The sequence below is a fragment of the Alteromonas sp. ABD4_190 genome (assembly GCF_056160105.1).
In genome coordinates, this window is the sequence record NZ_JBSWWN010000001.1 from 614,845 (window position 1) to 640,377 (window position 25,533).

Consider the following 25,533-nt stretch of genomic DNA (forward strand, 5'->3'; position numbering starts at 1 on the left):
ACAGTACCAACTAACCGATTACCTAATAACCGGACTAAAGCATGGTTTTAAAAGATAACAAATATAGTTGCCGGCAAACATGGGGCCTTAGCAATGGATACACCATTCTAGAAGTCATGCTGGTTATAGCCATAATGAGCATTGTCTCTTTATCTGCTGCACCTTCCTTTAAAGCCTGGCACGAACAAACTCAGTTTAAGCAAGCTTTAGTAGAAGTAGCAGAGCTCACTAAGAGTGCACGTATCAGCGCACTTATTCACAAAACTCCAGTTCATGTTAGCGCAATGGGAGGTAGTAACAATTGTATTTCAGTGAGTAGGCTACCAAGCTGCCGTTGTAATGACACGACAACCTGCGATGGCGATACCGACTTTACCGTACTCAAATTGAACTCAAGCCGAGTGACGCTAGAAACCTCAAGTAAGAAGGAAAAAAGCACAACATTCACTCCCCTCGGCACATTAGATTTCGGTGGAGCTACTACGCTATTCATTTCTTCAAAACATTACACCGGGAAAACCGTGATAAGTACTTTGGGTCGCGTAAGAACATGTTCTGACAGTCATATCAGCGGGGTGGCACCGTGCTGAGAAGTAAAAACCAAGGAATACTGTCGACATCAAAAACTATTATGGGGTTTACTCTCGTTGAGCTAATGGTCGCGAGTTCTCTTTCTATGCTGCTAGTGTCTCTTGCTATATCATTTTTATCTCGCCTACATACGACTAATGCTCAATTACAACTTTCTAGTATGATTGAAGATGATATGAGAGCTATTCAGAGTGTGCTAACACAATCCATTTCAAAAGCAAACTACACTGCCCTTACATCACTTGATTTAACTAGCAAACCAATACCGCCTGTCGATACGATTAATCTCTCAGCATATCCCAAAGAAATGCATAACAGCTGTATCACGTTCGGCTACGATAAAAATCATGACGGAACTATTAATGCTGAAGACAAAGAGTTCCTAGGCTATCGACTAAGAGACAATGCCATAGAATATCGCGTTGAAGCAAAAGCGTGTTCTGAGCCAGGCTGGTTTGATTTAACTGACGTGAAAACCATGAGCATAAACCATTTATCCTTCTCTAGAGTTAAATCAACAAGTTGGGGAACATTATTGCGGGTAGAAATTATCGCAACGCCAAAAACACTTGCTGGCACAGAAATTACACGTACTTTCTCTGTAGGAGTACCCAATGCAATATAAAACAATACATAAACATCACGCAGAAGCTTTTCAATACGGAGGAATAGCGCTAGCCGTAGTCTGCATACTCCTCTTAACCTCAACGCTTGTCGTTGTCGGTAGTGCAAAAAGTGTTGACCAATTTTACCAAATTGAAAAATTTAACAGGAGGGAGCAAGAGCTTAGACTAGAAGTAAAAAAGAAAATGAAAGACGTTGTCGAATCTCTTCGCACGCTTGGTCCGGAAGAAACAGAAAAGAGATTTTCTACAGTTGATGAGACTTTGACAATAAATCAGACTGCATTAAGAGGTGAAAAGAACCAGCAAGTCACTCTATTCGATATAACGCTAAGAAAAGGTAAACTAAACTTTTCCGTGTTAACAGTACGCTACCCCGCATTACTTCAGCGGTTAAGCGATCACCAAATAAACCAAGCTTCCGCAGACATAAGCCAAACTCTTTTTAATAGAAAATGGTTTGAAATTTCGCCAAACTATTTTGCTGATATATCTGTTCACACAGATTGTAGTGACCTTCCTATATCAACTGTGTACTGGATAAATGGTGATTGCGCTATTGAGAAACATGCTGTTTCACACGGGAGTGCAAGCTCTCCCATTTTGCTTATTGTTAAAAATGGGGATTTTAGGTTGCGCTCAGATGCTAAATTTTACGGCTTAATTCTGGTTATCAACAATGGCGAAACACATGAATTTCGCATTGATAACGCGGCCACCCTCAACGGTGCTTATGCGTCTCTCGATACTTTAACAGAACGAATAGACGGCGATTTGCTTTACAGTGAAGAAATACTTTTAAGTCTGCAGCAACACCCGAACTTAGCAAAGACAATGATAGTACCGAGTTCATGGATACAACAATAGAGGTGTAAATGAAAAAGCTTAAAGCAATAAAAAGAACACAAAGAGTAGCTAAAATTGCAAGTATAGGCCAACGAGGCAGTTCTTTTTTTGAAGTGCTCACCATACTATTTATTCTAAGCACTTCTAGTACATTTCTGCTAGACAGTTATATTCAAAGCACTTTACTTTGGCAGGCGATAATTGAGAGTAAGTCTGACCACAATAAAAGATTAACTAAAGAAGAGGCCCACTTACTCGATATGAAATATGAGCAAGTATGGGCCGATATTCAACATCTAGGCGAATTGACGCCGTTGTAACGAAGTTTTAGCAGGACCAGCAGTACTCATCTGAGCCTGGAGCACCACCACTGTTGTTTTTATCCCACGCCTTACGGCCATCACTAAAATAAAACAGCGTACCATCTCCAGCTTGTGAGCTTCCACTCACAGGTACAGCTCTTATTTCGTAAGCACCAGCAGTTGCTGCAGAAATTTCTAAATTATAGCGTTTATTTGCCGCAGGTTCAGAAGAGGGAGAGTAAGTGGCGAATATCGCTGGCTCTCCTGTGTCTGAACCGCCACTTGCAGCCCCTTTGTAACTAAAGGTGCCGCTATTGTGACGCTCCATGGCAGACGCAAGAGCAAGCAAGTCTGCCTGCGCCGTTCCTCTATAACCATCTACGACAACGCCTTTGTATGACGGGTAACCAATAGCAATTATAATACCCACCACTGCAACGGCTATCATAAGCTCTATAAGGGTAAAGCCTTGGTGGCGTTTACTTCGCATTATTACTCTCGCTCCGTACTAGAATTCCAACTTCCGCGTTTAATACGCTCGAACCGACCAAATATATTTTCAGCAAGACAAGCAAACTGCCCTACGCATGCACTTGGCGGCGTAGTGCCCGGAGGCGCGTCTGGATCAGGCTCTTCAGTGTCAGTAATAACTGCAGATGCACACTCCGTTCCCAGACAAACCACGGGGTTAGTAATATCTTGAATTAGAATACGGGCATCGGGTGCAATACCAGTTTGATTAAGTTCAGCCGATCTATCGTTGGCGTCTACAACATTATTTCTGTTGATATCAGCAACAGCATTGCCGTTGAACATGCTCACTAAATACGCCCTACTATTACCAGTGGGCGGAGCACAGGCACTCTCACTACTGACCGCCGGCACATAACTGGTGAAAAACACCTTGTAATCGATTATCAACGGAGAACCAAGGATTTTTTCACCGCCGGTAGACATATTTATAAACCAACCGTCTTTGTTAGCGAACTCTGCTGCAGCTAATTCTCGCTCACTGCTGTCATCACTCGTAAGCGCATGGTTAGTAGCGTTGAAAAGATCACTTTCAGTAATGGTTTCCAATGGAAATGTAAATTTGCCGTCGCTATCACGCTTAAATACCCCTTCATCTTTTACCATGTAGAAGTTGTCGTTTACTACAGTGTCCAGCGGCGAAGCACGCCAACCACTTCCAATAGCCACTGCGTAGTAGAGTTCGTCAGCTAACGCTATCTCAGTTACATCGGGAGCATAATAGAAACGACGGTTAGTTTCAGCGGTATCACCATTGAAGTCGGCTATTAACTGCCCTTTTACTAGGTTTGACACTGACTCTCCGTTGTATATATCTAACCTAAATAATTGCCCGCCTGTGTCGGTCACGTACATATGGTCTGCATAACGATCGTTGTCTCTATCGATAACAGAAATTCTGGCAGGAATACTGTATTCCATATCGGCAATATTCAAATTAGCATCAGTATTACTCGCCTTCCACAAGAGAGCACCAGTGTCTGCATCAAACATAAATACGGCATTTCCGACAGCGTCTGAACCTCTGACGACTCTGCCATCCTGATCCTCGTCGTAACCTCCCCCAATAATCATGACGTTTTTATCTGTAGCGCCAATTTTTACTTTGGTAAATATAGGGCGAGACCAACTTTGACCAAGCTTTTCTAAACCGGCAGTACCGCCTTCAATCATGAATTTAAGCGAAGGAGATGTTTTATTAGTAATATCAAAGACGTAGTAATTACGACCACCTCGACGCATTCCCACATAAAGATACTTATTTGGGCCGTCTATTCTCAACACTAGGTCACCATCTAGTCCATAAGTATGATCGCGTGTTGAAATGTTGTCATAAAAATCGCCAATATTAGACAGCAGGGATTTAGGCATAACGCCATAAAGTTCTTCACCCGTCTCGCTGTCAAAAGCGTGCAGCATACCATGGTTCGTTGCTATGAAAATGACCGACTCTGAACCGTAATCAACGATAATAGGCTGCGAATGGATAGGGTCGCCCATTTGCAGTCTAACATCTGTGTTATCACCGTCACCGTCGCTATCTTTGACATCTACTCCTCGAGCCCATTTTAGATAAGCTTCTCTAAGCGCTACAGCATCGGTAACACTGTCTATACCTAAATCTACAGGCGTAATCAACACGTTGTCTTCATGAATAGCGTTTGCAGTGGTCTTAATGGCACCTGGACCATCAAAGAAATAAACGTTGCGAGTAACACTCATCTTGCTCGCCGCGCCGCCCATGGCAACATCATTACCATCTTCTAGTGTTGACCAATAACTGTGTGAACCTTCATCGAAGTAACCTGTATCGCTATCAACGGCAACATCATCATTTTTATCAACAATAGCCTGACCGTCCAATCTATATCGCTTCAAGTTTCCTGGCCATAGGGCTCCTTCGCTTGGTTTGAACAACGCAAAATAGAGTTCATCGTTGTGAGTCAATCGGTTTAACTGATTAACCGCAACACCAGGCGCTACAAAGGTAGTATTGACCTTTTTAACTGAACTTAGAATTGACTTAAACGCCTCTAAAAGTTGAGTACTATCATCTGCTGGATGAAAACCACCGCCACTTTGAGTAGCTAGTTTTGTTAAATAAGAATCTGCACTGCTGCTTGAGGCAAAACCAATCGTATGTGTAATAACCTTAGGCCCAATAACAGACGTATCGGTACTGCTTATGTTTCGAACTAAATCTACGCCACAGCGCTCTCCCCCTGTGAAACCACTGGTCTCACAAGATGTACCTAATAAACTCTCGATTTCATCGACACTGTGGTTGTTGTTTGCTACCCCGTCTGACAATAATACAATGTGGTTGTTTACTTGACACTGAAGGTCAGTAACAGGTGAAACATACCGCGCACCACTTGGAATGTACTCATCTTCGCAGGCTTCGCTAGATAAATTATCGGCCGAACAGCCAGAAGGGAGTACAGAATCTAAGCCCACATAAGAGTCGCGATGGCTGACACGCGTAGGTTGTCTTACGTTGCTCGGTACCCATCTACTTCCGCGCTGCAACCCATAGTAAACCGGTAGTCCACCGTAGTAACTTGCTGCTTCATATAAGGTGTCAACTATAGGCGTCCAACCATTAGCGGACAGCTCATCTACTTTGCTCTTTATATGCTGTCTTACGGTAGAAGATGCACCAGGTACAGCATTACCACGAAATTTCACAATTAATTTTGCAGCACCACCAGGTGAACCTTGATATGACTCTACCCCACGTTGTCCTGAGAAGCTGTCGAATACGAAAGCGATGTTGTTACCTGCGTCCCAACCAGGTTTATCTACTATTGTTTTCACCAGCGACGATATGTCGGGTGTACGATAGGAAAGTTTATTCGTGAATGCTGGCATAGACCAAGTTATCGAGCCTGTTTTAGGAAGATCTCTTAGGTTATCCTCACGACTACTTCTATAGTGAAGCGAACGAGCATCGTCTTCATTCACCACGCGAATACGCGTACTGGCTGTACCAGACCACCCCCCGCGAGCCGTGAACTCAATATATGCTTCTTCTATCTCAGCGCCTTGCGCTATTTTGACGTCGTTGAACCGAACGCCAATATAGTTATTTCTATCAGAAGAAAAGTCCAATCTATCACCGGTATTTCCTTCACCATCATCGTCTTCTTCATAGTTTTCATCTTGGCTGGCTACCTGATAAATATAGTCGCCTAACATGCAGCCTGTTGCCGTAGACTCGTCATATTCTACGACTAACTGAGGGGCTCCTAACCCTGCATCAAATGCCCAAGCTTCACGGCTTGCAGCTGCACTCGCCCCCACACCATCAATGAGTATGTTTAGCTTGTTTCCGCCACACCAATCAGCCTGATCGACAACCTCTTGAATGACGGATGAAATATCAGGTGAAAGTACTAGCTCACCATATTCAGGAAATGTATTATCACCGGCCCATTCAACTTGAGCAGTCGTTTTTGTTCTTGAGCTCAAATTGCTTGAGCTATCAGTAAAGGCCGCTGACGAAGCATCCGCTTCGGCAGATATCGTTAATGTAGTGGATGAAATATCAAATTCTTCAGATGTAAAACGCAATTTTGCACTGGTTATTACGGCGCCTTGCGGAATAGGTACATCAGAGAAACGTAAACCAGTGGTAACGGTGTCGATGCCGTCGCTGAGCAATAGCGTATTAGAATCTAGCGATACCGAGCCTCCCACTTCGTAGGCATCGTCATCTCCGCCTGTGATAGTTGCGACCAAAGCTGCATTGATAGGGCTGTCAATATCACGAACAGGGAACAGCACAGGCCCACCATCGTCAGAAAAACGCATTAAGCCAGCGTTAATGTTTGTGGCTCCGTCTAATGCTTCTTTTAATGCTTCTTGAACCCTTAACAACCTTGATTTGCCGGTTCCATCCGTACTGCCCATACTGCCTGATGTATCCATGATGAACAAAACATTCGGTTTATAGGTAACCGTGCTACTTGAACTTCCCAAATAAATATCTAGGTCATCGCCAACAGCTGAAAATCCTATGCAGCTGAATACCGTTATTGATGCAAGGTAACTTGTTAATTTTTTCACTTTTCTTTACCTACTGATTTGCTGGAGCAAACACAGACGCTGCCAAACTATTGGCGACTACCGTCGGCTTCCCTTCCACTTTTCCACAACCGCGTATTTGAAATACGTGACAGTTGATATTACTTCCACCTATTACATTGCTAGACCCGCGACAGGCCTGCTCGCGAATAAAAGCTGTTCTAGACCAGCTCTTTGATGATACTTCGGTTTGATATGTACCGTCGGTATCATGCATAGTGTTCCAACCAAGGCCCGCATTAGTTACGTAACGATCCGTCCATTCAGCCTCATCAAAGCAGCTCATTGTTTCTACTTCCGGGTCTAGAATCTTGCCCTGCCTTGCTTCAGACAACGGATCTGTCTTTGTAGGGTCAGTTAACAGTGATTCGTCTTCTGATTCAAAGAAAACGCCTGCAATACCGGCCTCAGCAGCATCGAACGCAAGACCGCTTTGCTGCATTGACACCGCCATCTTAGATTGGGAAAGACTGCTAGTAACAGCGCTAACACCAAGAACAGTAATTGAAAGCAATACAAGCAGTGCAAATACCATAACCAAGCCATGCTGCTTCATATTGACCCCCTTACAAAGTTTTTCATATTTCGCAGTGCTAATGTTTTTGAAAATACTTGATAGTAATGACCCGTATCCATTGTTCGAGAGTCTTCATTTAACAGTGCGAATTCCTGAGGTGTTGAAAGGCGCGCCTCATTTTCGTAGCTCTTAAGCAACACAGCCCACCGCAACGAAACAACCTGTTGATTTGCGTCTCTCAACGCTTCAACTTGACCTGCCGTAACATAAATAACGGCTTGTCCGCTCGATGTGTCAGTTCTTGTAGCCACGCCAAATTGCACTTGAAAACTCTCAACATTGTCAAGAAGCGTTACTGAGTTAGGTGAAACGGTTTGCGCTTTTAGACCGCGCAATACCCTGCCATCGTATCCGGTACATTTTAACTCGTTGTTCACCACATAATAGTGATTGACCGCGTGGAATTCATCGCCAGCGGCATAACCATGGGAGTTCCCTGTACAATCTTCTAATGCCAAAAGACTAACCACCAAATCATCATTACCTCCCGAGGCTGCTTGAACACTGCCTAAGGTTACCTCACTAACAAAATCGCCAGGTACTGCAATAGGGTTGTTATGAACAAAGGCTGCTTCACTTATAATGTCTACTGAATCATCTATTGTTGCGGATACGGTGTCATACCTTCCGACCTCGTAGAATTCAGCGGTTAATCGAGCCATGATGTAGCGACCAGACTCTTGAACCTGAGCTACCGCTTGGTTAAATGTATTGGTTACGCTGCTACTCACTAAAACTTGGATAATAGCGCCAGATATTACTAAACCAAGTACCAAGGTAATCATTAACTCAACTAGCGTAAACCCGCTAACTTTATTACATTTTTTAAATTGAGCAGTCCTTCTCATAACGTAATATCCTTAAATACACAGGCATTGCTGTCAGATGTACTCTCATTACACCGGGCGTTCAAGGTATACTTTGTATTACCGGAAGAAGTTACCGGCCAAGTAAGTAACACTTCAATACGCGAACCAGCACTGCAGCTGTAAATATCCGCGCCGTCATTGTCATCACAATTTACAGCGACTTTGGTCTCAGGATTAGTTTGAACGGCGGCGCAAGATAACGCCCAACCATCATAATTTGCGATTTCAGTCTCTGTACAGGTATTGCCTTCACAGTTCGGAACTGACGCAGGTCTCGTCAAACAGAAGCATTTGTAAAGGTTGCCACTACAGCCAGAGAGCGTAGAAAAGTTGTAAGTATCGTCGTTAAAATAGGCATTATTCACAACCATACCATCGCTTGTGGTAGAGGGGCGCGCAGCTGCTCGCAAGCGCTCAGCAACTTGTGCAGCAACCATTTCCGCTTGCGTTCTACTAATGGCGTCTTTATTTGCGAATGAACCAGTAAACTGTAGTGCCGCAACGCCAAGTAAACCAATTGCAAGAATGAATAATGTTATGAGGACTTCAATAAGTCCAGCACCTCGCTGCTCTAGAAAGCGGTTTTCCTTAACTAGCATCATCGTAACTTTTGTATCCTCATTACTTAATGATTACCCATTTGCAGTTATTGGCAATTCCGCCAATTTTGTACTATCTATTTAATAGTACAATAAAGGCATAGAGCCTAGGGTATCCCTTGTTATTAAAACGTATAATTTAAATGAGAAGCGACATTGAATGAAAAAGCAGTCTGCGTACCTATGTTCCCTTGGTGCGCGATATTGTTGATTTCAACGGAACTTCCTTTTTACGTATTATTATGTATCCGTAAGCCTTTGAATTTAAGTAGACAAAAGCATAAAAAAACACCGCATTATTATGCGGTGCTTTTAACATATCAGCAAACTTTTTATAAAGCTAGACTACTTGTTTAACGCGTAACTCTTTAGGAACGGCAAATTCCACGTTCTCTTCGCGCCCAGCACGCTCAGAAGCTGAAACCGCGCCCCACGCTTTGAGCTTGTTTACCACACCTTGCACTAACACTTCAGGTGCAGATGCGCCTGCAGTAACGCCAATATGCTCTACACCTTCTAGCCACTCTTCTTGGATACAATTAGCGTCGGCAATCAAATAGGCTTTAGCGCCAATTTTTTCAGCTAATTCTCGAAGACGGTTCGAGTTTGAGCTATTCTGTGCCCCAACAACCAACAGAACCTGACAGTCTTGTGATAAGTCGCGCACAGCGTCTTGGCGATTCTGCGTGGCATAGCAAATATCGTCTTTTCTCGGACCGTTTATTTTGGGGAACTTAGCGCGAAGGGCGTCGATTACATCGGCGGTGTCATCAACAGATAACGTAGTTTGGCTGCAATAATAAAGGTTGGTCGGATCTTTAACTTCAAGCGTTGCCACATCAGCTTCAGATTCAACTAAATAAATACCGCCCTCTTCATTGCTGTACTGACCCATGGTGCCCTCCACTTCAGGGTGACCAGCGTGACCAATCAAGATGCATTCAGTGCCCGTTTTGCTAGCGCGGGTCACTTCCATATGCACCTTTGTAACCAGCGGGCAGGTTGCGTCGAACACCTTAAGACCGCGATTATCTGCTTCTTTTCTTACCGCTTGCGACACACCGTGCGCCGAGAAAATTACGATACTGTCGTCTGGCACTTCATGCAGCTCATCCACAAACAGCGCACCGCGCTCGCGCAGCCCGTCTACAACGAACTTGTTGTGTACCACTTCGTGGCGCACATAAATTGGCGGTTCGAACATTTCTAGCGCACGCTCAACTATGGTAATAGCTCTGTCTACGCCCGCACAGAAGCCGCGAGGGTTAGCTAAATGAATTTGCATAACTAATTTCCACCTTGTGCTGACACGCCAGGTTTAACATCAATAATTTCCACATCGAAGATAACCGTTTGCCCTGCTAGCGGATGATTGAAATCTACCGTAACAGAGTCCCCAGCAGCACTTCGGATTATACCCGGAATCTCTGAACCATCAGGCTGAGCAAACGCTAAAATCATGCCTTCCTCAACTTGTAAGTCTGCACCAAAGCGGCTTCTATCCATATAGTGAATATTATTCGGATCAGACTGACCGAATGCATCTTCAGGGCCTAATTTAAATGACTTTTTGTCACCTTTTTTAAGCCCAAGCAGACACGCTTCAAAGTTCGGCGTAAGGCTACCATCACCCATCACCATTTTGGCAGGTTTGTTGTTTACACGAGTACTGTCAGCGGCAGAGCCATCTTCTAGCTTTAAATCAAAGTGAAGAATAACTTCGTTGTCAGCACCAATTATCAATGAGTCTGTCATAACCTTTCCGAATACTACTTAATGGTTTCGCTACTGTCTGCGGCACTTGTTTGCGCGTCTGCACCGTTGCCTTCGCTTTTTCTATCGCCATTTTTAAACATGTCGATAATCAGTAAAGCCGCACCTATAAATATGGCGCTGTCGGCAATGTTAAACGCTGGCCAGTGATAACTATTTACGTAAAAATCTAAAAAGTCGATGACATAACCATGGACTAAACGGTCGTAAACATTACCTAGTGCACCGCCTAGAATAAAGGCGAATGCGACGGGCAGCATTTTTTGAGAACGGGGGGACTGCTTCAGCCACCACAAAATTACTACACTTACCAAAACCGCTATAGCGGTGAAGAACCAGCGCTGCCAACCACCTGCATTTTCTAGAAAGCTAAATGCGGCGCCGTAATTGTGTACGTAAGTAAAGTTAAAAAACGGCAGTACCTGTATAGACTGATACAGTGACATACTGTCGATAACCGTGTACTTACTCCATTGGTCGAGGATAAACGCAATCGCGCTTATCCATAAGAAACGCAACCCCGTTTCGCGAAAAAGCTTAGGCATAGTGGCGCTCTTCTCCATCACCGTCAATGTTTGTCACACAGCGGCCGCAAAGCTCTTCGTGACCGTCATGCGAGCCTACATCTTCACGGTGATGCCAGCAGCGAACACACTTTTCACCGCTTGCTTTATCAACGCTCAACCATAAACCTTCAACGTCTGTGGCTTTCGCATCAGACGGTGCGCTGTCAACTTTAGTTAGCGTAACGCCAGACGTAATAAGTACGAAGCGTAGCTCGTCTTCTAGTTTAGCGAGTACGTTGTAAAGAGACTCTGTAGCATAAAGCGAAATGCTCGCTTCTAGTGAGCCACCTAGCTCGCCATCTTTACGCGCCTGTTCCATTGCTTGGTTTGCCGCGTCTTTTACGCTTAGCACTTGATGCCATAGAGCATCGTTAAACGTATCGCTTTGCGTGAAGTTATTAAACCCTTCATACCAGGTTTCAGTAAATACGAAGTCGCTGCGTTCACCTGGTAGCGTTTCCCAGATTTCCTGTGCAGTAAAGCTGGTAATAGGCGCCATCCAGCGAACCAATGCTTCAATGATATGATACATGGCCGTTTGGCATGAACGACGGGCTAGCCCATCTGATTTTGCCGTGTACTGGCGGTCTTTAATAACGTCTAAATAGAATGAACCCAGTTCAATTGAACAGAAGTGCGTAAGCTTCTGTGACACTACCAGCAAGTCGTAGTTGTCATACGCTTCGATAAGCTCTTCTTGAAGTGCCTTGGCGCGAGCAACAATCCAGCGGTCAAGGGCGACCATATCGTCTTCTGCAACGGCGTCTTTAACGTCAAAGCCATTAAGGTTAGCAAGCAGGAAACGTGCGGTGTTACGTACGCGGCGATAGCCATCTGCAGCACGCTTTAAAATTTCATCCGATACCGCGATTTCACCGCGATAATCAGTAGATGCCACCCATAGGCGAAGGATGTCTGCGCCTAGTTTGTTAGTAACTTCCTGCGGTGCGACAACGTTACCTACCGACTTCGACATTTTTCTGCCGTGGGCATCTACCGTAAAGCCGTGTGTTAGCACTTCTTTGTAAGGCGCGTGACCGTGCATGGCAGTTGATGACATAAGTGAAGACATAAACCAACCGCGATGCTGGTCGGAACCTTCAAGATATAAATCGGCAGAGGCCGGAATGTCATCGCGACGGTCTACGACGAAGTAGTGAGTTACACCTGAGTCAAACCAAACGTCTAGGGTATCGGTCACTTTTTCATAGTTGTCTAATTCGCTACCAAGCAGGGCTGCGTCATCGAGATCCCACCACGCTTGAATGCCTTTAGCTTCAACTTCTTGTGCCACCTTTTCCATTAACGCCGCAGACTCTGGGTGAATTTCACCGGTAAGTTTATGCACATACAAAGGAATAGGCACGCCCCACGTACGTTGACGTGAGATACACCAGTCTGGGCGACCTTCAACCATTTTTTCAATGCGGTTTTGCCCCCAGTCTGGGATCCACTTGGTTTGCTTAATTTGTTCAAGTGATTCAGCGCGAAGGCCTTTTTTATCCATGCTTACAAACCACTGAGGCGTAGCGCGGAAAATAATTGGCGTTTTGTGGCGCCAGCAGTGCGGGTAGCTGTGCTCGTATTTTACGTTTAGGACAAGGTTGCCCTTTTCTTTTACCGTTTCGATAATTTCATCGTTGGCTTTAAATACAAACTTGCCTGCAAATAACGGTGTGTTTTCGAGGTACACACCATTGTTACCTACCGGATTATAAACTTCGATATCGTATTGCTTGCCCACGTTGAAGTCGTCAACACCATGGGCTGGCGCTGTGTGTACACAACCTGTACCAGAATCAGTTGTAACGTGGTCGCCTAGAATTAACGGAACTTCAAGGTCTAAGAATGGGTGATTAACTTTTAGCTTATCAAGCGCAGCACCAGTACAGGTTGCCACTTCGCGGAAATCCTCAACGCCGTAGCGGCTCATGCAGCTTTCAAGCAGGTCCTGCGCTACCACTAGCCATTCGTTTGAAGGCTGAACTTCAACAATTGCATAAGTAAGTTCAGGGTGTAAGCTGATTGCACGGTTGGCCGGCAGTGTCCACGGAGTGGTGGTCCAAATTACAACGCCCGCTTTGTGTGTGGTTAAGTCGCTTTCAGACACGCCAAACGCTTCTGCAATAGCCGCCACATCAGCCACTGGGAACTTAACGTCGATTGCCGGTGATACTTTGTCTTTATATTCAACTTCTGCTTCAGCAAGTGCCGAACCACAATCTGTACACCAGTGAACAGGTTTGAAGCCCTTTTCTAAGTGACCAGAGTCTACAATTTTACTTAATGCACGAATGATGTCGGCTTCAGATTTGAAGTCCATTGTTTTGTATGGGTTATCCCATTCACCAAACACACCTAAGCGTTTAAAGTCAGCCATTTGGCCGTCAATTTGCTTTTGCGCATATTCGCGACACTTTTGACGAAATTCGGCCGCCGTAACTTTCTTACCTGGCTTACCTACTTTCTTTTCTACCATCAATTCAATCGGCAAACCGTGACAGTCCCACCCAGGAACGTACGGAGAATCGAAGTCAGAAAGGTTTTTCGACTTTACAATAATATCTTTAAGAATTTTGTTAACCGCGTGACCAATGTGAATATCGCCATTCGCATAAGGAGGACCATCGTGAAGAATAAATGGCTTTTTGCCTTTTTTCGCTTCACGAATTTTGCTGTATACCCCTTTTTCCTGCCAGTCTTTAAGCATTTTCGGCTCGCGCTGAGCAAGGTTACCGCGCATAGGAAACGCAGTTTCTGGAAGGTTCAGTGTGGCTTTGTAATCACTCATAAAATTGTATTATCCGGTTACCTTAATTTTCACCCAATGCACTAACACATTGTGAAGGCGATATTCATTTTGCGATGTTCAAATTAAAACGCTGAATGTAAAAGGTTCAACGTAAAACTGTGTGTCGTTCTTACTAGCGCAAGGCTGACGTTATATGTTCTAGCACAGTGACTTACTAACGCGTTACGCGAACAAGGATCCACGTTAAAAAAATCGAGTTCAATAAAACTGATACGCGCAAAAACTTTTCGTGACTTTATCACGTTTAACTATGCTAATAACAGACGCGCTTGTGCTGCATCTGCTTGAATTTGATCTTTCAACGCCTCAAAAGAATCAAATTTAATTTCATCTCTTATTTTTGCCATCGGTAACACCGTAATGGGCTTGCCGTAAAGGTCAGATGACAAATCAAAAATATGGACTTCTAACTGGTTTCTTACCCCGTTAACAGTAGGACGGGTACCAATGTTCGCAACGCCGTTATAGTGTTTTCCATCTACGTCGACACGAACTGCGAACACGCCGTGAATTGGCGTTTTTTGGCGTTTTAGCATGACATTCGCGGTGGGAAAACCAATGGTGCGACCTTTTTTCTCGCCGTGAACCACCCTACCGTGAATAGCAAACGGGCGCCCTAGCATTTCGGTAGACAGACCAAAGTCGCTGTCAGCCAACGCTTCTCGCACCGCGGTAGAGCTTATTCGATGGGCATGCATGGTAAAACTGTGGGTGCTTACTACTTCGAAACCGTATTGGCGACCTGCCGCCTCAAGCATTTCGAAATCCCCTTTGCGGCCATTGCCAAAACGGAAATCGTCGCCAACAACAAGAAATTTAACACCCAGTTTGTCCACCAATAAATCGTGGACGAAGGTATCGGCGCTTTGCTTAGCAAACTCAGCGTTAAATCGCACAGCAAGCAGTCTGTCCACACCTTGTTGGCGCAGCAATTCGTACTTTTCGCGAAGAGGGCTTATACGCGCTGGCGCTTTATCAGGCATAAAGACTTCTTCAGGCTGCGGTTCGAACACCATTACGGTGGCAGGAAGTGATAGCGATTTCGCTTTTTCAAGCACGTTAGCCAACACAGCTTGATGACCACGGTGTACGCCGTCGAACTTGCCAATAGTGAGCACACACCCTTTATGGTGCGGTTTTACATTGTTTAGCCCGCGGATAAATTCCACTGTTAGCCACTACCTTTTAACTGCTAGAAAATCAAAGCTCGCGATTATAGCCGACCGCGAGCACAATACCAAGCACACGGGCCATTCTGGCTCCATGCTCTATTTCGCATCTATTGAATACTAATCGCCGCCGCTTCTGAAATGTCTGGGTCGCATGCCCAGCACCACCATGGTAGTCATAAACAGTATGACCGACAGCGAAATCGTTATTCCTACTTCTATCATTTGGGCGGAAAGCGATAAATCAAAGAAGGCTAAGCCTTGATCGCGATAATAAATAAGCCCGCCCATGGCAGCACTTGCAATTACCACCCGCGCTATAAACAGAACCGATGTGCGGCTTAACGCGAATACACCTTGTTTATGCAGCGTAATATAAAGCAAAGCCGCGTTGAGTGTAGCTGACATACTAGTAGCAACAGCAAGCCCTATGTAACCAAACGGAACCGCTAAAATAAGGTTGAATACCATGTTAGCGACCATACACCAAATACCGAATTTCACTGGTGTTTTGGTGTCTTGACGGGAATAAAACCCTGGCGCGAGAATTTTTACCAGCATAAAGCTAAGCAAGCCAAACGAGTATGCTGTTAGCGAGTAAGACGCCATAATGGCGGTTTCTGCGGTAAACGCGCCGCGCTGAAAAATAACCGTTAAAATAGGTCTTGCCATTACGCCAAGCCCTACCGCCGCAGGAATGCCCAATAAACACACCATACGAAACGCCCAATCGATATTCGCGGCAAACGCTTTGGGGTTATTGCTTACATGATTTCTAGACAGCGTAGGTAAAATTACTGTCGCAATGGCAATACCAAACAGTCCTAAAGGAAATTCAAGCAGCCTGTCAGAATAGTACAACCAGCTTATTGAACCAGTAACTAAAAAGCTGGCGATGAAGGTATCAAACAACAAATTGATTTGCCCTACTGATACACCGAACAAGGCTGGGATCATTAAAGTACGCACTTTTACTACGTTTTCATCATGCCAGCCCCACTTTGGCTTTACTAGAAGCCCAGCCCTGAACAGGAACGGCAGTTGAAACAAAAACTGTACAATACCGCCGATAAACACGCCCCACGCTAGGGCGTATGCGGGTTGCTCCAGCGTAGGAGCTAAATATATTGCGCAAGCAATAATACACACGTTAAGTAAAACCGGAGTGAAGGCTGCAACCGCAAATTTGTTGAGGGTATTGAGTATTGCCCCAGCCAATCCTGTTAGAGAGATAAATGCTAAATAAGGAAAGGTAATTTTCAACATGGTCGAGGCGAGCACAAACTTATCTCCCGCCTCATCGCCTTCGAGCCACGCCACAAACCACCCTGTTCCAAATAAAGCCGCTAAAACAGGAGATGCAATAACCCCTATAATCGATACCACAAAAACAATAGCGCCTAACGTACCGCTGACTTTTGCTACAAACTCTCTAAGTTGCTTTCTATCGTCGTTCTCGTGGACTTCGGTTAATACCGGAATAAACGCTTGCGCAAATGCACCTTCAGCGAATAGGCGACGAAGGAAATTAGGAATTTTGTTAGCAAAGAAAAATACGTCAGCAGCTGCCCCATCGCCCATAAGCTTGGCAACAACAACATCACGCACCAGGCCTAATACTCGCGAGACCAAGGTCATAATACTGACGATAAGACCAGATTTTATTAACTTCCGTGACACGTCACACTTCCAATAAGAGATTAAGAATAGGCTGAATAGCAAACGCTTTTTATAAGTAACTAAAGACGTCTACAAGGCGTAAAGAGGCAACAACAGGTTGCGAGCGAGCCATAATAGCGAAAGCCCATGGTCTACGAAACGATTTATTCAAAATAGTTGTGCACCTTTATGAACTTTCTTGCTATAATCCGCGCCCGATATGGGGTGCTGTTGTTTATGCATGTCTATCGCTTAAATGTCTTGAAAGAATATCATTATGAATCTCTTTCAAAAAATGTCGCAGAGAAATGTCGCAAAGAATGTGCAACGTGTTGAGCATACTTTGTGTTCAATAGCTTGCGCGTTTTAACGCGAAACGATTTAAGTTTTAAATCGTTTGACATTTGGGCGTTTGGTAGGCACAATCCGCACCCTCGTTTTTGACATGAATTTATTTTGGGAGTTACACCTTGGCTAACATTAAGTCTGCTAAGAAGCGTGCAATCCAAGCCGAAAAGCGTCGTCAGCACAACGCTAGCCGTCGTTCAATGACTCGTACAAGCATCAAGAAAGTTATCGCTGCAATTGCAAGCGGTGACAAAGAAGCGGCACAAGCTGCACTTACTGCTGCTACTCCAGTACTTGACAGAATGGCTACTAAAGGCTTGATTCACAAGAACAAAGCTGCTCGTCATAAGAGCCGTCTAGCTGCACAAATCAAAGCACTAGGTTAATCTTTACGATTAGTAGTTAAAAAAGCGCCCTTCGGCGCTTTTTTTGTATCTGTTCAACGTATATTTATTGTTTCCGAATAAGCCTAGACTTACAAGTATAAAGCCCGCCATTAGACGAGCTCTAACTAGCTGAAAAGTATTTGCGGTGTGTTCAAACTCTAGCTATACGCTTATCAACTCATCTTCCTTATTGAGCTTGCCGGTGCAATACGCATGATCCAGTGAAGGATGGCCCAAGGCCAGCTTGGCACAAAGGCGTTCGCCTTCTCTTTATTAATTGCGTTCACCATCGCCCGACAGCCCACATCGGTATCAACGATAAAAGGTACCTTCTCTACTTTTTCGTTTATTTCGCTGCGGATGAAACCCGGGTGAATGCAGGTGACCTTAATTGGCGTATTCATTACATCCATTCGAATGCCTTCGGTCATAGACGTAAGCCCTGCTTTCGTTGCCGCATATACGGTCATAGCACGTCTAAAGCCGCGCACCGCACTTATAGATGAAATCGTTACTAGATGACCACTATTTTGCGCCCTGAAGATGGCCAGTGCCGCCTCGCATTGCGCTAGCGCCGACACAAAGTTAGTCACCGCCGTTTGCTTGTTAGCGTGAAAATACCCAGTACCAATAGACGCGCCCTTGCCCATTCCTGCGTTCACAATGACTCTATCAAGGGTCCCCATGTCGGCTTTGAATGCGTCGAACACTTCAAAAACCGCATCGTGATCATTGACATCTAGCGAGCGAATATACACATCAATGTTTGGGTTGATTGAGAGTAACTCTTCTTTTAATTTTTCTAAGTTCTCAAAGCGTCTTGCACATAGCGCTAAGTTACACCCCTGCTTGGCAAATTCAATCGCCATTCCCTTGCCTAAGCCGGAACTCGCGCCCGTGATCAGAATATTGCGTCTTGTTGTCATTATCGTTTTCCTGATGCTTTTATGGCCTTATTGCAGCGCCACATTAAGTAATGAATGAAGATCCAAAAGTTTTTAAAAGCTGGATTATTGGTTTGCTTGTGGTGATAGCGATAGTAAATTTGCTGGGCAATACCGGCTAAACGGAAAAGTCCGTAAACCTCATAGAAAGCAAAATCTTCTACATCTATCTCCATTTCTTTGCAGTAATACGCCACAACTTGTTTACGAGTGAGCATTCCCGGTAGGTGAGTTGGCTGACGACGCGTTGATTGCGCTAAAAAGTCATCATCAGCTTGCACCCAATACGCCAAGGTATTGCCTAAGTCCATAAGCGGGTCACCTAAGGTGGCTAGCTCCCAATCTAACACACCGATAATTTGCGTATAATTATCTGGCTTTAACACCACGTTGTCGAACCGGAAGTCGTTGTGCGTTATACAAATGCGTTCATTCGCAGGCATGTTGTTCTCTAGCCAGCGCATAATTTTTTTACCCGAGGGTACATTCCAGGTTTTCGCTTTACTATAACGCTCACTCCACCCGCTAATTTGCCGCTCTATGTACCCAGCACCTTTCCCCAAGTGCTCAAGCCCCGCTTTTTTATAATCCACTTTATGAAGTTCAATTAAACTATCGAGTACATTAGTGCAAAGCTGCTTGGTTTGCTGCTCTGTTGTCTCTAGACCTCTGGGTAAGTTCTTTCGGGGTATCACACCAGTAAACTTTTCCATTACGTAGAACTCAGTGCCTAATACGCTTTCATCTTCACAAAGCCCAAGCATTTCTGGCACATACCGGTACACAGGCTTTAGCGCGTGCTGTAATCGATACTCTCGCCCCATATCGTGAGCCCCTTTGGCTTTTGTACCTGCTGGTGCCCTACGCAAAATTAATGACGCTTGTTCGCTCTGGTTTTGTTTACTGCCTTGATAGTCCAAGCAGTACGTCCAATTAGAAGCGCCCCCAGAATACTGGGTGACTTTAGGCAAAGCCTCGCTGCTTTGTATAACCGCTGCCAAGGTTGGATTAGATACATTAATATGTTCTTTAAGCCAATTGTGTACAGCGCCGACGTCTAGCTCTTCCCCTGCTCGCACGCTATCCGCTTTATCTACTACCTGTTGTTGCATATATCGTTCTTCTTTATTTTTGTACTAAACGCTTATTCAAACCTAGTTATTGGTAAGCATTTATTCGAAACTAATTTTGTCATTCGCAACTCATCACCTAACTCATACTAGCGAGTGGTAATAAGGTTTCTGGCTATAAGGCGCTAACAAAAAGCCTATTTTTATTCTTTAATTGTGCTTTTCCATTGCTCGTTTCATCGTTTTAGTTTGATTGAGCATATTGCTTATATAGCGCTGCGTGGGTAACAGCTTTTTCAATAAGAACGCACGTTTGCCTAACTTGTGAGTGAGAATAAGGAACTTCCTTTGACTGACTTGTTGATATATTGACTCTGCCACTTCTTCTTTGGTCATGTCTGCCTTAGCGAAAAATTTGTTGATCATCTTATGCGAGGCAGGATTACTACTTCGCATCGACTCATCTAAATTTGTTTTGAAGAAGCTAGGGCAAACCACACTAACGTTTATATTGTCTGGTGCTAGTTCCAACTTCATAGTTTCAGAAAACGACACGACTGCGGCTTTAACTGCGTTGTAACTTCCCATATAAGGAATAGGCGTTAGCCCTGCTTGCGAAGCAACATTAATAAAGTAACCACTGCCTTGCTTTCGCATTAACGGTAATAGCGCACGACTTACTCTTACCATGCCTAACACGTTAATATCGAATACCCACTGCCACTGATCGATAGTTTCGTCTAAAAGACTCCCCCCCGTAGCGACCCCAGCGTTATTAAACACATAGTCAACGCTGCCCCATCGAGTTTCGATAGTTTGCGCTAGCGCTTTAACGTCATTGTCAGAGGTTATATCGCAGTGAACATAAAACGCATTTGCACCTTGTGCAGAAAGCATATCTACCGTTTCAACACCCCGTTCTTGATTAATATCGGCAATGCAAATATTTATATTTTTATCGTTGTTTATCCATTTTTCCGCCCACTTAAGAGCAATGGCTTGACCTAAGCCGGTAGCGCCACCGGTAATCAATATGCGCATGGTGTATTTCCTACTTATTATTATTTCACGAGTATTTTGGGGGTAGCTTTGACTGCTATTCTGGCATTCCGTTTTGCCCACAGAGCTAATAATGCGGGCCCGATGTACATTGCTATGCCGTACACGCCGGGAGCGATGGCGTAGTCAGGCGCTTGTAAAAAGGTAATGCATACCAGCATGGCAAGCGCTGCGTTTTGCACGCCTATTTCAATGGCCAGCGTGAGCGAGTCTTTAAATACTAGGTTTGAAAGCTTAGCAAGCCCGAGGCCTAACAATACCGATAATAAATTTAACGTTAAACATATCAAAAACGCGCTTTCAAAGGACGCGGCTAAATTATTTCTTTCAGAAACCAGAACGCCGACAATCATAAGCAACATGAAATACATAGAAAACTGCCGAAAAAAGCTCTCTGTTTTCTTGGCAAACACCAGATAAAATCGACGAATTGTCATGCCAATAACGACCGGTAGAATCGACACGCCGACGAGCCCTATAACGGTTTGGATAATAGAAAATTCTGGCGCGTTTTCTTTTACAAAGTGATCAATCGCAAATTGGATAATAAACGGCGTGGTAAATACACAAGCAATAGTAGAAATAGCGGTTAGGCTAACTGAAAGGGCTAGGTTGGCTTTTGCAATATGGCTGATTAAATTACTGGTAGTACCGCCAGGGCATGCAGCCAAAACCATTACGCCAACAGCAATATAGTCGGGCACCCCAAACGCAATACATAAACCTAAAGCTAGCAAAGGCAACAAGATAATTTGACCTATAAAGCCGGTTACGACCGCCTTAGGCGCTTTAATCAATCGGGCAAAGTCAGCAAGGGTTAGGGTTAGCCCCATGCCAAACATCACAAATGCCAACGCTAGAGGTAACAACACCTCGGTAAGTACAGATGCCTGCATGCACACGCCCCTTACAAAAGAAACCTTTTATTAACATTTAACACAGTGTACTCTGTTCAACAATAAATAGAAATGATGCCTTATTATGGAAACCCATAAATAATATGCATGGAAAAATAGATTTTAATTTGTTCGTGGTGCTACGTGCAGTCTATGAGCACGGCAGCATTACTAGAGCAGCCAATGCGCTGCATATTACTCAGCCTGCGGTAAGTCATGCGCTCAGTAGGCTACGAGAAAAATTTGATGATCCGCTATTTATTCGTCATGGGCGACAAGTCGTGCCTACCCCGTTCTGCCAAGGCATCATTACATCGGTCGTGACATCAATTGAAACCCTTGAAAATACTTTAAAAGGCAAGGTGGAGTTCGACATAGGTGATAAACCACGTACGGTTAACCTTGGGCTGCGCGATATTCTAGAATCTATATTTTTTCCGACGTTAATTCCTGAACTTGTTCTAAACACCCCCAATATCACGGTAAATAGTAGACAGGTAACTTGGCCCGAACTAGCGCCTGCTCTTTCTAACAAAGAAATTGATATCGTAATTGATGCTCTTGTTCCCACCAGCAGTGAGATACGTTCTCAGTTTATCTGCGAGGAAACCTTTGTGGTAGTATGCGCACCAACAAATAGCTACCTAGACAATCCCAGTATTGAGCACTACTCAGCGGCACAGCATGCGCTCGTGTCTTTGAAAGATTCCAAGCTGGACACTGTTGATCTCGCCCTTGCCCAACACAATTTACATCGAAAAATATCCCTTCAATGTGAGCACTACTTTGCCGCTGTTAATGTGGTGAGTCAGTGCGACCTTTTGCTGACAATGCCAACGCGATTTGCTCAACAATTCAGTAATAAATTCGATATTGAAATCTTGCCCCTTCCGTTTGAGGTACCGCCACTCCCCGTACACATGTACTGGCATAAAAATGCCGATGATGATTTAGTCAATATATGGATGCGAGAGAAGCTTTCAGAAGTGGCGAATAAGTTGGGGCTATAGAAAAGCGCTTGCGTTTCTGTAACACAATGGTCAAGCAAGCGTCACGGTAGTGTCAATTTGCGGGCCTATAGTGACGGTCCAAGGCATCGCTTTGGGAAACCGCTATGAAAAAGACACACTATCGTACGCTTTGGCTTTCAGATATCCATTTGGGAAATCGCGACTGCAAAGCTGAATACTTACTTTCCTTTCTGGATAGCATCACCGTAGACACCTTGTATTTGGTGGGCGACATTGTTGATATGTGGCAAATGACTAAACAATTTCGCTGGCCAAAAGCGCACAATCAAGTCATGCATAAATTCATGCAAATGAGCCAGGAAGGCACGCGTGTTGTGTACTTACCAGGAAACCATGACGAACCAATCCAGTCTTATTCTGGTATGGCCTTTGGCGATATTGAAATAGAGCGAGAGTTGGTACACACCACCGCACAAGGGAAGCGCTATTTAGTCTTACATGGCGATCAGTTCGATGGCGATGTAACCATGGGTAAATTCCATGCTTGGATTGGCGATAAAGGCTACGACCTATTGCTTTTTTTAAATCGCGAGTTTAACCGGTTGAGGGCGTGGCGAAAACGTGAATACTGGTCACTGGCTGGCTACATTAAAAAGCACATTAAAGGAGCAAATGAAGCCATTGCTCGATATCGCGAAGCATGCTGCAAGCGCGCCGATGAAATGGGACTTGATGGTGTAGTGTGTGGTCATATTCATCACCCTGAAAGTAGTTTTGAAAACGGCATTCACTATATTAATGATGGCGACTGGATAGAGAACTGTAGCGCTCTCGCTGAAGACATGTATGGTAATTTATCTCTTATTCATTACCTCGATTCACTAGAATCAGCTACGGTAACTTCAATCACAACCAAAACCTCTCGGTCAAAAGCTGCGTAGTTACTGCTACTTTTCAGGGGGGCTTACAGGCCCCCTGTTACTGCTTTTGTTTAACGCTTCTAGGCGAAATAAACTTGTCGAGCCAGCATCAATAACATCTTTTTAACACTGTCAAATAACTGCCATCAAACTGTGTAAAAAGCGTCACATTGTCCTGCTATTGTTCGCCAAAACCGAAAGAGAAACAGGTTCTATGTTTACTGTAAACGACGTACTGAACAAGCATTACCCTCAAGTAGCGAACAATCCTATTCTGTTTAAATCGCTGTCTTTCGTATTAAGACACCTTCTTCACGAACGTGAAATTACCGAGTTTGGTGAAACCTACCCGCACTATGAAGACATCGATTTTGTTGAACAAGTGTTGGAGTACTTCAATATCAGCTACTCCACCCGTGATGTGGAAAAAGAACGTATTCCAAGCGAAGGCAAAGTGGTAATTATCGCGAACCACCCTATTGGCTCTCTCGATGCCCTTGCGCTAATTAAACTAGTTAGTGAAGTGCGGCACGACTTAAAAGTAGTGGCCAATGAAATGCTCATGGCTATCGAGCCTCTTCACGATATGTTGCTACCAGTAAATAATATGCAGGGTGGTACACCGAAGCAGCATTTATCGGCTATCCAAAAACACCTCAAAAGCGACGGTGCCATATTGATTTTCCCTGCCGGTGAAGTCTCTAGATTACGCCCGCAAGGTGTTCGCGACACGCGGTGGCACACAGGTTTTTTGCGTATTGCAAAGCAAGCTAAAGCGCCGATATTACCGGTTTATATTGACGCTAAAAACAGCCCCCTTTTTTACAGCGTGTCTATGGTATATAAACCACTCGCCACCGCACTGCTGGTTAAAGAAATGTTCAAACAGCGCAAAAAGCACTTACCTATGCGCATTGGCGAACTTATTCCTTTTGAAGCATACCAGCAAACTAATATACCGCTAAAAGAGCAGGTAAAGCTGTTTAAGCGCCACTTGTATCGTATTGGCAGCAACAAAAAAGGCGTATTTGAAACGCAGGCGTCTATTGCTATGCCCGAAGACAGGAAAGAACTCGCTCGTGCAATTCGAGAGTGCGAACATTTGGGTGAAACTGGCGACGGAAAGTCTATCTACCTTTACCAACACAAAAGCTGCTCACCGATTATGCGAGAGATTGGCCGCTTGCGAGAAGTGGCATTTCGCGCCGTGGGAGAAGGCACCAATAAACGTAGAGATATTGATCAATACGACTCTTATTATTATCACCTTGTGCTATGGGACGACAGCGACTTGGAAATTGTAGGCGCCTATCGCTTTGGTGATGCAGAACTTTTGACCACAGAAGACCACCCTACCGGGCTCTACTCTGCTACCTTGTTTAACTATGGTAAGAACAATGAAAAACTATTTAAGCAAGGCTTAGAGTTAGGACGAAGCTTTGTTCAGCCTCGCTACTGGGGCAAACGCAGTTTAGATTACTTGTGGTTTGGTATTGGCGCATTTTTAAGTCGTTATCCCAAATATCGTTATCTATTTGGTGCAGTGTCACTTAGTAATGCCTATCCAGAACCAGCTAAAGACCTATTGGTACAATTTTACTCCACGTATTTTCCTGCAAAGTTTGGTGAAGCAACCTGTAAACGCCCTTATCAAATGGCTAACGATGCGCTACATCAATTCAAAGGTAACGATTACAAAGCCGAATTTACCGAGCTAAAGGATTTATTGGCTAATATGGGCGTTAACGTGCCTACGCTTTATAAGCAATACTCTGAACTGTCCAAAGACGGTGGTGTGGCGTTCCTTGGATTCAATGTCGACCCAGATTTTAACGACTGTATTGATGGCTTGGTAGTGGTTGATATGCAAAGCCTTACCGAGAAGAAACGCAAACGCTATTTAACTGACATTCAGCTTAAAGCCACTGCCTAATGT

At 44.4% G+C, this 25,533-nt stretch carries 23 protein-coding genes; 8 read left to right on the forward strand and 15 right to left on the reverse strand.

From position 1 onward, the window contains the following. The first annotated feature begins 41 nt into the window (after nt 1-41). Genes ACXAFM_RS02770 through ACXAFM_RS02785 form a run of 4 tightly spaced genes read left to right on the forward strand, consistent with a single transcriptional unit; the run spans nt 42 to nt 2,380 of the window. Nucleotides 42-590, forward strand: a complete 549-nt coding sequence (locus ACXAFM_RS02770; RefSeq protein WP_474833163.1) for a prepilin-type N-terminal cleavage/methylation domain-containing protein — start codon at nt 42-44, stop codon at nt 588-590. After that, nucleotides 584-1,216, forward strand: a complete 633-nt coding sequence (locus ACXAFM_RS02775; protein WP_474833166.1) for a hypothetical protein — start codon at nt 584-586, stop codon at nt 1,214-1,216. The genes ACXAFM_RS02770 and ACXAFM_RS02775 overlap by 7 nt, the downstream gene beginning before the upstream one ends. After that, nucleotides 1,206-2,081: a hypothetical protein gene (locus tag ACXAFM_RS02780; RefSeq protein WP_474833169.1), complete on the forward strand. Its 876-nt coding sequence runs from the start codon at nt 1,206-1,208 to the stop codon at nt 2,079-2,081. The genes ACXAFM_RS02775 and ACXAFM_RS02780 overlap by 11 nt, the downstream gene beginning before the upstream one ends. An 8-nt stretch (nt 2,082-2,089) precedes the next feature. Further along, nucleotides 2,090-2,380 carry a hypothetical protein gene (locus ACXAFM_RS02785; RefSeq protein ID WP_474833172.1) on the forward strand — a complete coding sequence of 97 codons (291 nt, stop codon included), beginning with the start codon at nt 2,090-2,092 and terminating at the stop codon, nt 2,378-2,380. A gap of 7 nt (nt 2,381-2,387) precedes the next feature. On the opposite strand, the gene ACXAFM_RS02790 is transcribed toward ACXAFM_RS02785, so the two are convergent. The 11 genes from ACXAFM_RS02790 to murJ form a co-directional block, all read right to left on the reverse strand. Then, complete coding sequence (locus tag ACXAFM_RS02790) at nt 2,388-2,852, reverse strand: type IV pilin protein (RefSeq protein ID WP_474833175.1); 465 nt, start codon at nt 2,850-2,852, stop codon at nt 2,388-2,390. Between the two features lie 2 nt (nt 2,853-2,854). Next, nucleotides 2,855-6,961 (reverse strand): PilC/PilY family type IV pilus protein, encoded by a 4,107-nt coding sequence (locus ACXAFM_RS02795; RefSeq protein WP_474833178.1) that lies wholly within the window; start codon nt 6,959-6,961, stop codon nt 2,855-2,857. Between the two features lie 10 nt (nt 6,962-6,971). Further along, nucleotides 6,972-7,535: a pilus assembly PilX family protein gene (locus ACXAFM_RS02800; protein WP_474833181.1), complete on the reverse strand. Its 564-nt coding sequence runs from the start codon at nt 7,533-7,535 to the stop codon at nt 6,972-6,974. Then, nucleotides 7,532-8,404 carry a PilW family protein gene (locus tag ACXAFM_RS02805; protein ID WP_474833184.1) on the reverse strand — a complete coding sequence of 291 codons (873 nt, stop codon included), beginning with the start codon at nt 8,402-8,404 and terminating at the stop codon, nt 7,532-7,534. The genes ACXAFM_RS02800 and ACXAFM_RS02805 overlap by 4 nt, the downstream gene beginning before the upstream one ends. Then, nucleotides 8,401-9,024, reverse strand: coding sequence for a type IV pilus modification protein PilV (pilV, locus tag ACXAFM_RS02810; RefSeq protein WP_474835545.1), 624 nt, complete (start codon nt 9,022-9,024; stop codon nt 8,401-8,403). Before pilV ends, ACXAFM_RS02805 begins: the two co-directional genes overlap by 4 nt. A gap of 340 nt (nt 9,025-9,364) precedes the next feature. Next, complete coding sequence (ispH, locus tag ACXAFM_RS02815; protein ID WP_474833186.1) at nt 9,365-10,309, reverse strand: 4-hydroxy-3-methylbut-2-enyl diphosphate reductase; 945 nt, start codon at nt 10,307-10,309, stop codon at nt 9,365-9,367. A 2-nt stretch (nt 10,310-10,311) separates the two neighbouring features. Beyond that, on the reverse strand, nt 10,312-10,779 hold the full coding sequence (fkpB, locus tag ACXAFM_RS02820) for an FKBP-type peptidyl-prolyl cis-trans isomerase (RefSeq protein WP_014950129.1): 468 nt from the start codon (nt 10,777-10,779) through the stop codon (nt 10,312-10,314). Nucleotides 10,780-10,793: 14 nt separating this feature from the next. Beyond that, on the reverse strand, nt 10,794-11,342 hold the full coding sequence (gene lspA / locus ACXAFM_RS02825; RefSeq protein ID WP_474833188.1) for a signal peptidase II: 549 nt from the start codon (nt 11,340-11,342) through the stop codon (nt 10,794-10,796). Beyond that, nucleotides 11,335-14,154 carry an isoleucine--tRNA ligase gene (gene ileS, locus ACXAFM_RS02830; RefSeq protein WP_474833190.1) on the reverse strand — a complete coding sequence of 940 codons (2,820 nt, stop codon included), beginning with the start codon at nt 14,152-14,154 and terminating at the stop codon, nt 11,335-11,337. Before ileS ends, lspA begins: the two co-directional genes overlap by 8 nt. Before the next feature lie 269 nt (nt 14,155-14,423). Continuing rightward, nucleotides 14,424-15,344 (reverse strand): bifunctional riboflavin kinase/FAD synthetase, encoded by a 921-nt coding sequence (ribF, locus tag ACXAFM_RS02835; RefSeq protein WP_474833192.1) that lies wholly within the window; start codon nt 15,342-15,344, stop codon nt 14,424-14,426. 120 nt (nt 15,345-15,464) lie between these two features. Continuing rightward, the gene (murJ, locus tag ACXAFM_RS02840) at nt 15,465-17,024 is read right to left on the reverse strand and encodes a murein biosynthesis integral membrane protein MurJ (RefSeq protein ID WP_474833195.1); all 1,560 of its coding nucleotides are present in this window, start codon (nt 17,022-17,024) and stop codon (nt 15,465-15,467) included. Nucleotides 17,025-17,473: 449 nt separating this feature from the next. Here murJ and rpsT point away from each other — a divergent pair, with 449 nt between their 5' ends. Then, nucleotides 17,474-17,737 carry a 30S ribosomal protein S20 gene (gene rpsT / locus ACXAFM_RS02845; RefSeq protein ID WP_014950134.1) on the forward strand — a complete coding sequence of 88 codons (264 nt, stop codon included), beginning with the start codon at nt 17,474-17,476 and terminating at the stop codon, nt 17,735-17,737. A gap of 173 nt (nt 17,738-17,910) precedes the next feature. Here the strand turns inward: rpsT and ACXAFM_RS02850 are convergent, their stop codons facing one another. The 4 genes from ACXAFM_RS02850 to ACXAFM_RS02865 all read right to left on the reverse strand — a co-directional run bounded on the left by ACXAFM_RS02850 (nt 17,911) and on the right by ACXAFM_RS02865 (nt 21,706). After that, nucleotides 17,911-18,663, reverse strand: a complete 753-nt coding sequence (locus tag ACXAFM_RS02850; RefSeq protein WP_474833197.1) for an SDR family oxidoreductase — start codon at nt 18,661-18,663, stop codon at nt 17,911-17,913. Continuing rightward, a complete protein-coding gene (locus ACXAFM_RS02855; protein ID WP_474826709.1) occupies nt 18,663-19,793 on the reverse strand; it encodes a phosphotransferase family protein in 1,131 nt (376 codons plus the stop codon). Before ACXAFM_RS02855 ends, ACXAFM_RS02850 begins: the two co-directional genes overlap by 1 nt. 168 nt (nt 19,794-19,961) lie before the next feature. Beyond that, the gene (locus ACXAFM_RS02860; protein ID WP_474826711.1) at nt 19,962-20,792 is read right to left on the reverse strand and encodes an SDR family oxidoreductase; all 831 of its coding nucleotides are present in this window, start codon (nt 20,790-20,792) and stop codon (nt 19,962-19,964) included. 20 nt (nt 20,793-20,812) lie between these two features. After that, complete coding sequence (locus ACXAFM_RS02865) at nt 20,813-21,706, reverse strand: bile acid:sodium symporter family protein (protein WP_474826712.1); 894 nt, start codon at nt 21,704-21,706, stop codon at nt 20,813-20,815. Nucleotides 21,707-21,810: 104 nt separating this feature from the next. On the opposite strand from ACXAFM_RS02865, the gene ACXAFM_RS02870 reads away from it, so the two are divergent. The 3 genes from ACXAFM_RS02870 (at nt 21,811) to olsF (ending at nt 25,530) form a co-directional block, all read left to right on the forward strand. After that, nucleotides 21,811-22,716, forward strand: a complete 906-nt coding sequence (locus ACXAFM_RS02870) for a LysR family transcriptional regulator (RefSeq protein ID WP_474826714.1) — start codon at nt 21,811-21,813, stop codon at nt 22,714-22,716. A 104-nt stretch (nt 22,717-22,820) separates the two neighbouring features. Next, nucleotides 22,821-23,618: a UDP-2,3-diacylglucosamine diphosphatase gene (locus ACXAFM_RS02875; protein ID WP_474826717.1), complete on the forward strand. Its 798-nt coding sequence runs from the start codon at nt 22,821-22,823 to the stop codon at nt 23,616-23,618. Between the two features lie 193 nt (nt 23,619-23,811). Further along, nucleotides 23,812-25,530, forward strand: coding sequence for a bifunctional ornithine lipid synthase OlsF (olsF, locus tag ACXAFM_RS02880; RefSeq protein ID WP_474833199.1), 1,719 nt, complete (start codon nt 23,812-23,814; stop codon nt 25,528-25,530). Nucleotides 25,531-25,533: the final 3 nt, after the last annotated feature.

What these genes read in the sequence shown, in the direction of transcription:
- ACXAFM_RS02770 (WP_474833163.1), top strand. Translation starts at nt 42, where the DNA reads ATGGTTTTAAAAGATAACAAATATAGTTGCCGGCAAACATGGGGCCTT.
- ACXAFM_RS02780 (WP_474833169.1), top strand. Translation starts at nt 1,206, where the DNA reads ATGCAATATAAAACAATACATAAACATCACGCAGAAGCTTTTCAATAC.
- ACXAFM_RS02785 (WP_474833172.1), top strand. Translation starts at nt 2,090, where the DNA reads ATGAAAAAGCTTAAAGCAATAAAAAGAACACAAAGAGTAGCTAAAATT.
- ACXAFM_RS02790 (WP_474833175.1), bottom strand. Translation starts at nt 2,852, where the DNA reads ATGCGAAGTAAACGCCACCAAGGCTTTACCCTTATAGAGCTTATGATA.
- ACXAFM_RS02800 (WP_474833181.1), bottom strand. Translation starts at nt 7,535, where the DNA reads ATGAAGCAGCATGGCTTGGTTATGGTATTTGCACTGCTTGTATTGCTT.
- ACXAFM_RS02805 (WP_474833184.1), bottom strand. Translation starts at nt 8,404, where the DNA reads ATGAGAAGGACTGCTCAATTTAAAAAATGTAATAAAGTTAGCGGGTTT.
- pilV (WP_474835545.1), bottom strand. Translation starts at nt 9,024, where the DNA reads ATGCTAGTTAAGGAAAACCGCTTTCTAGAGCAGCGAGGTGCTGGACTT.
- ispH (WP_474833186.1), bottom strand. Translation starts at nt 10,309, where the DNA reads ATGCAAATTCATTTAGCTAACCCTCGCGGCTTCTGTGCGGGCGTAGAC.
- fkpB (WP_014950129.1), bottom strand. Translation starts at nt 10,779, where the DNA reads ATGACAGACTCATTGATAATTGGTGCTGACAACGAAGTTATTCTTCAC.
- lspA (WP_474833188.1), bottom strand. Translation starts at nt 11,342, where the DNA reads ATGCCTAAGCTTTTTCGCGAAACGGGGTTGCGTTTCTTATGGATAAGC.
- ileS (WP_474833190.1), bottom strand. Translation starts at nt 14,154, where the DNA reads ATGAGTGATTACAAAGCCACACTGAACCTTCCAGAAACTGCGTTTCCT.
- ACXAFM_RS02850 (WP_474833197.1), bottom strand. Translation starts at nt 18,663, where the DNA reads ATGACAACAAGACGCAATATTCTGATCACGGGCGCGAGTTCCGGCTTA.
- ACXAFM_RS02855 (WP_474826709.1), bottom strand. Translation starts at nt 19,793, where the DNA reads ATGCAACAACAGGTAGTAGATAAAGCGGATAGCGTGCGAGCAGGGGAA.
- ACXAFM_RS02860 (WP_474826711.1), bottom strand. Translation starts at nt 20,792, where the DNA reads ATGCGCATATTGATTACCGGTGGCGCTACCGGCTTAGGTCAAGCCATT.
- ACXAFM_RS02865 (WP_474826712.1), bottom strand. Translation starts at nt 21,706, where the DNA reads ATGCAGGCATCTGTACTTACCGAGGTGTTGTTACCTCTAGCGTTGGCA.
- ACXAFM_RS02870 (WP_474826714.1), top strand. Translation starts at nt 21,811, where the DNA reads ATGCATGGAAAAATAGATTTTAATTTGTTCGTGGTGCTACGTGCAGTC.
- ACXAFM_RS02875 (WP_474826717.1), top strand. Translation starts at nt 22,821, where the DNA reads ATGAAAAAGACACACTATCGTACGCTTTGGCTTTCAGATATCCATTTG.
- olsF (WP_474833199.1), top strand. Translation starts at nt 23,812, where the DNA reads ATGTTTACTGTAAACGACGTACTGAACAAGCATTACCCTCAAGTAGCG.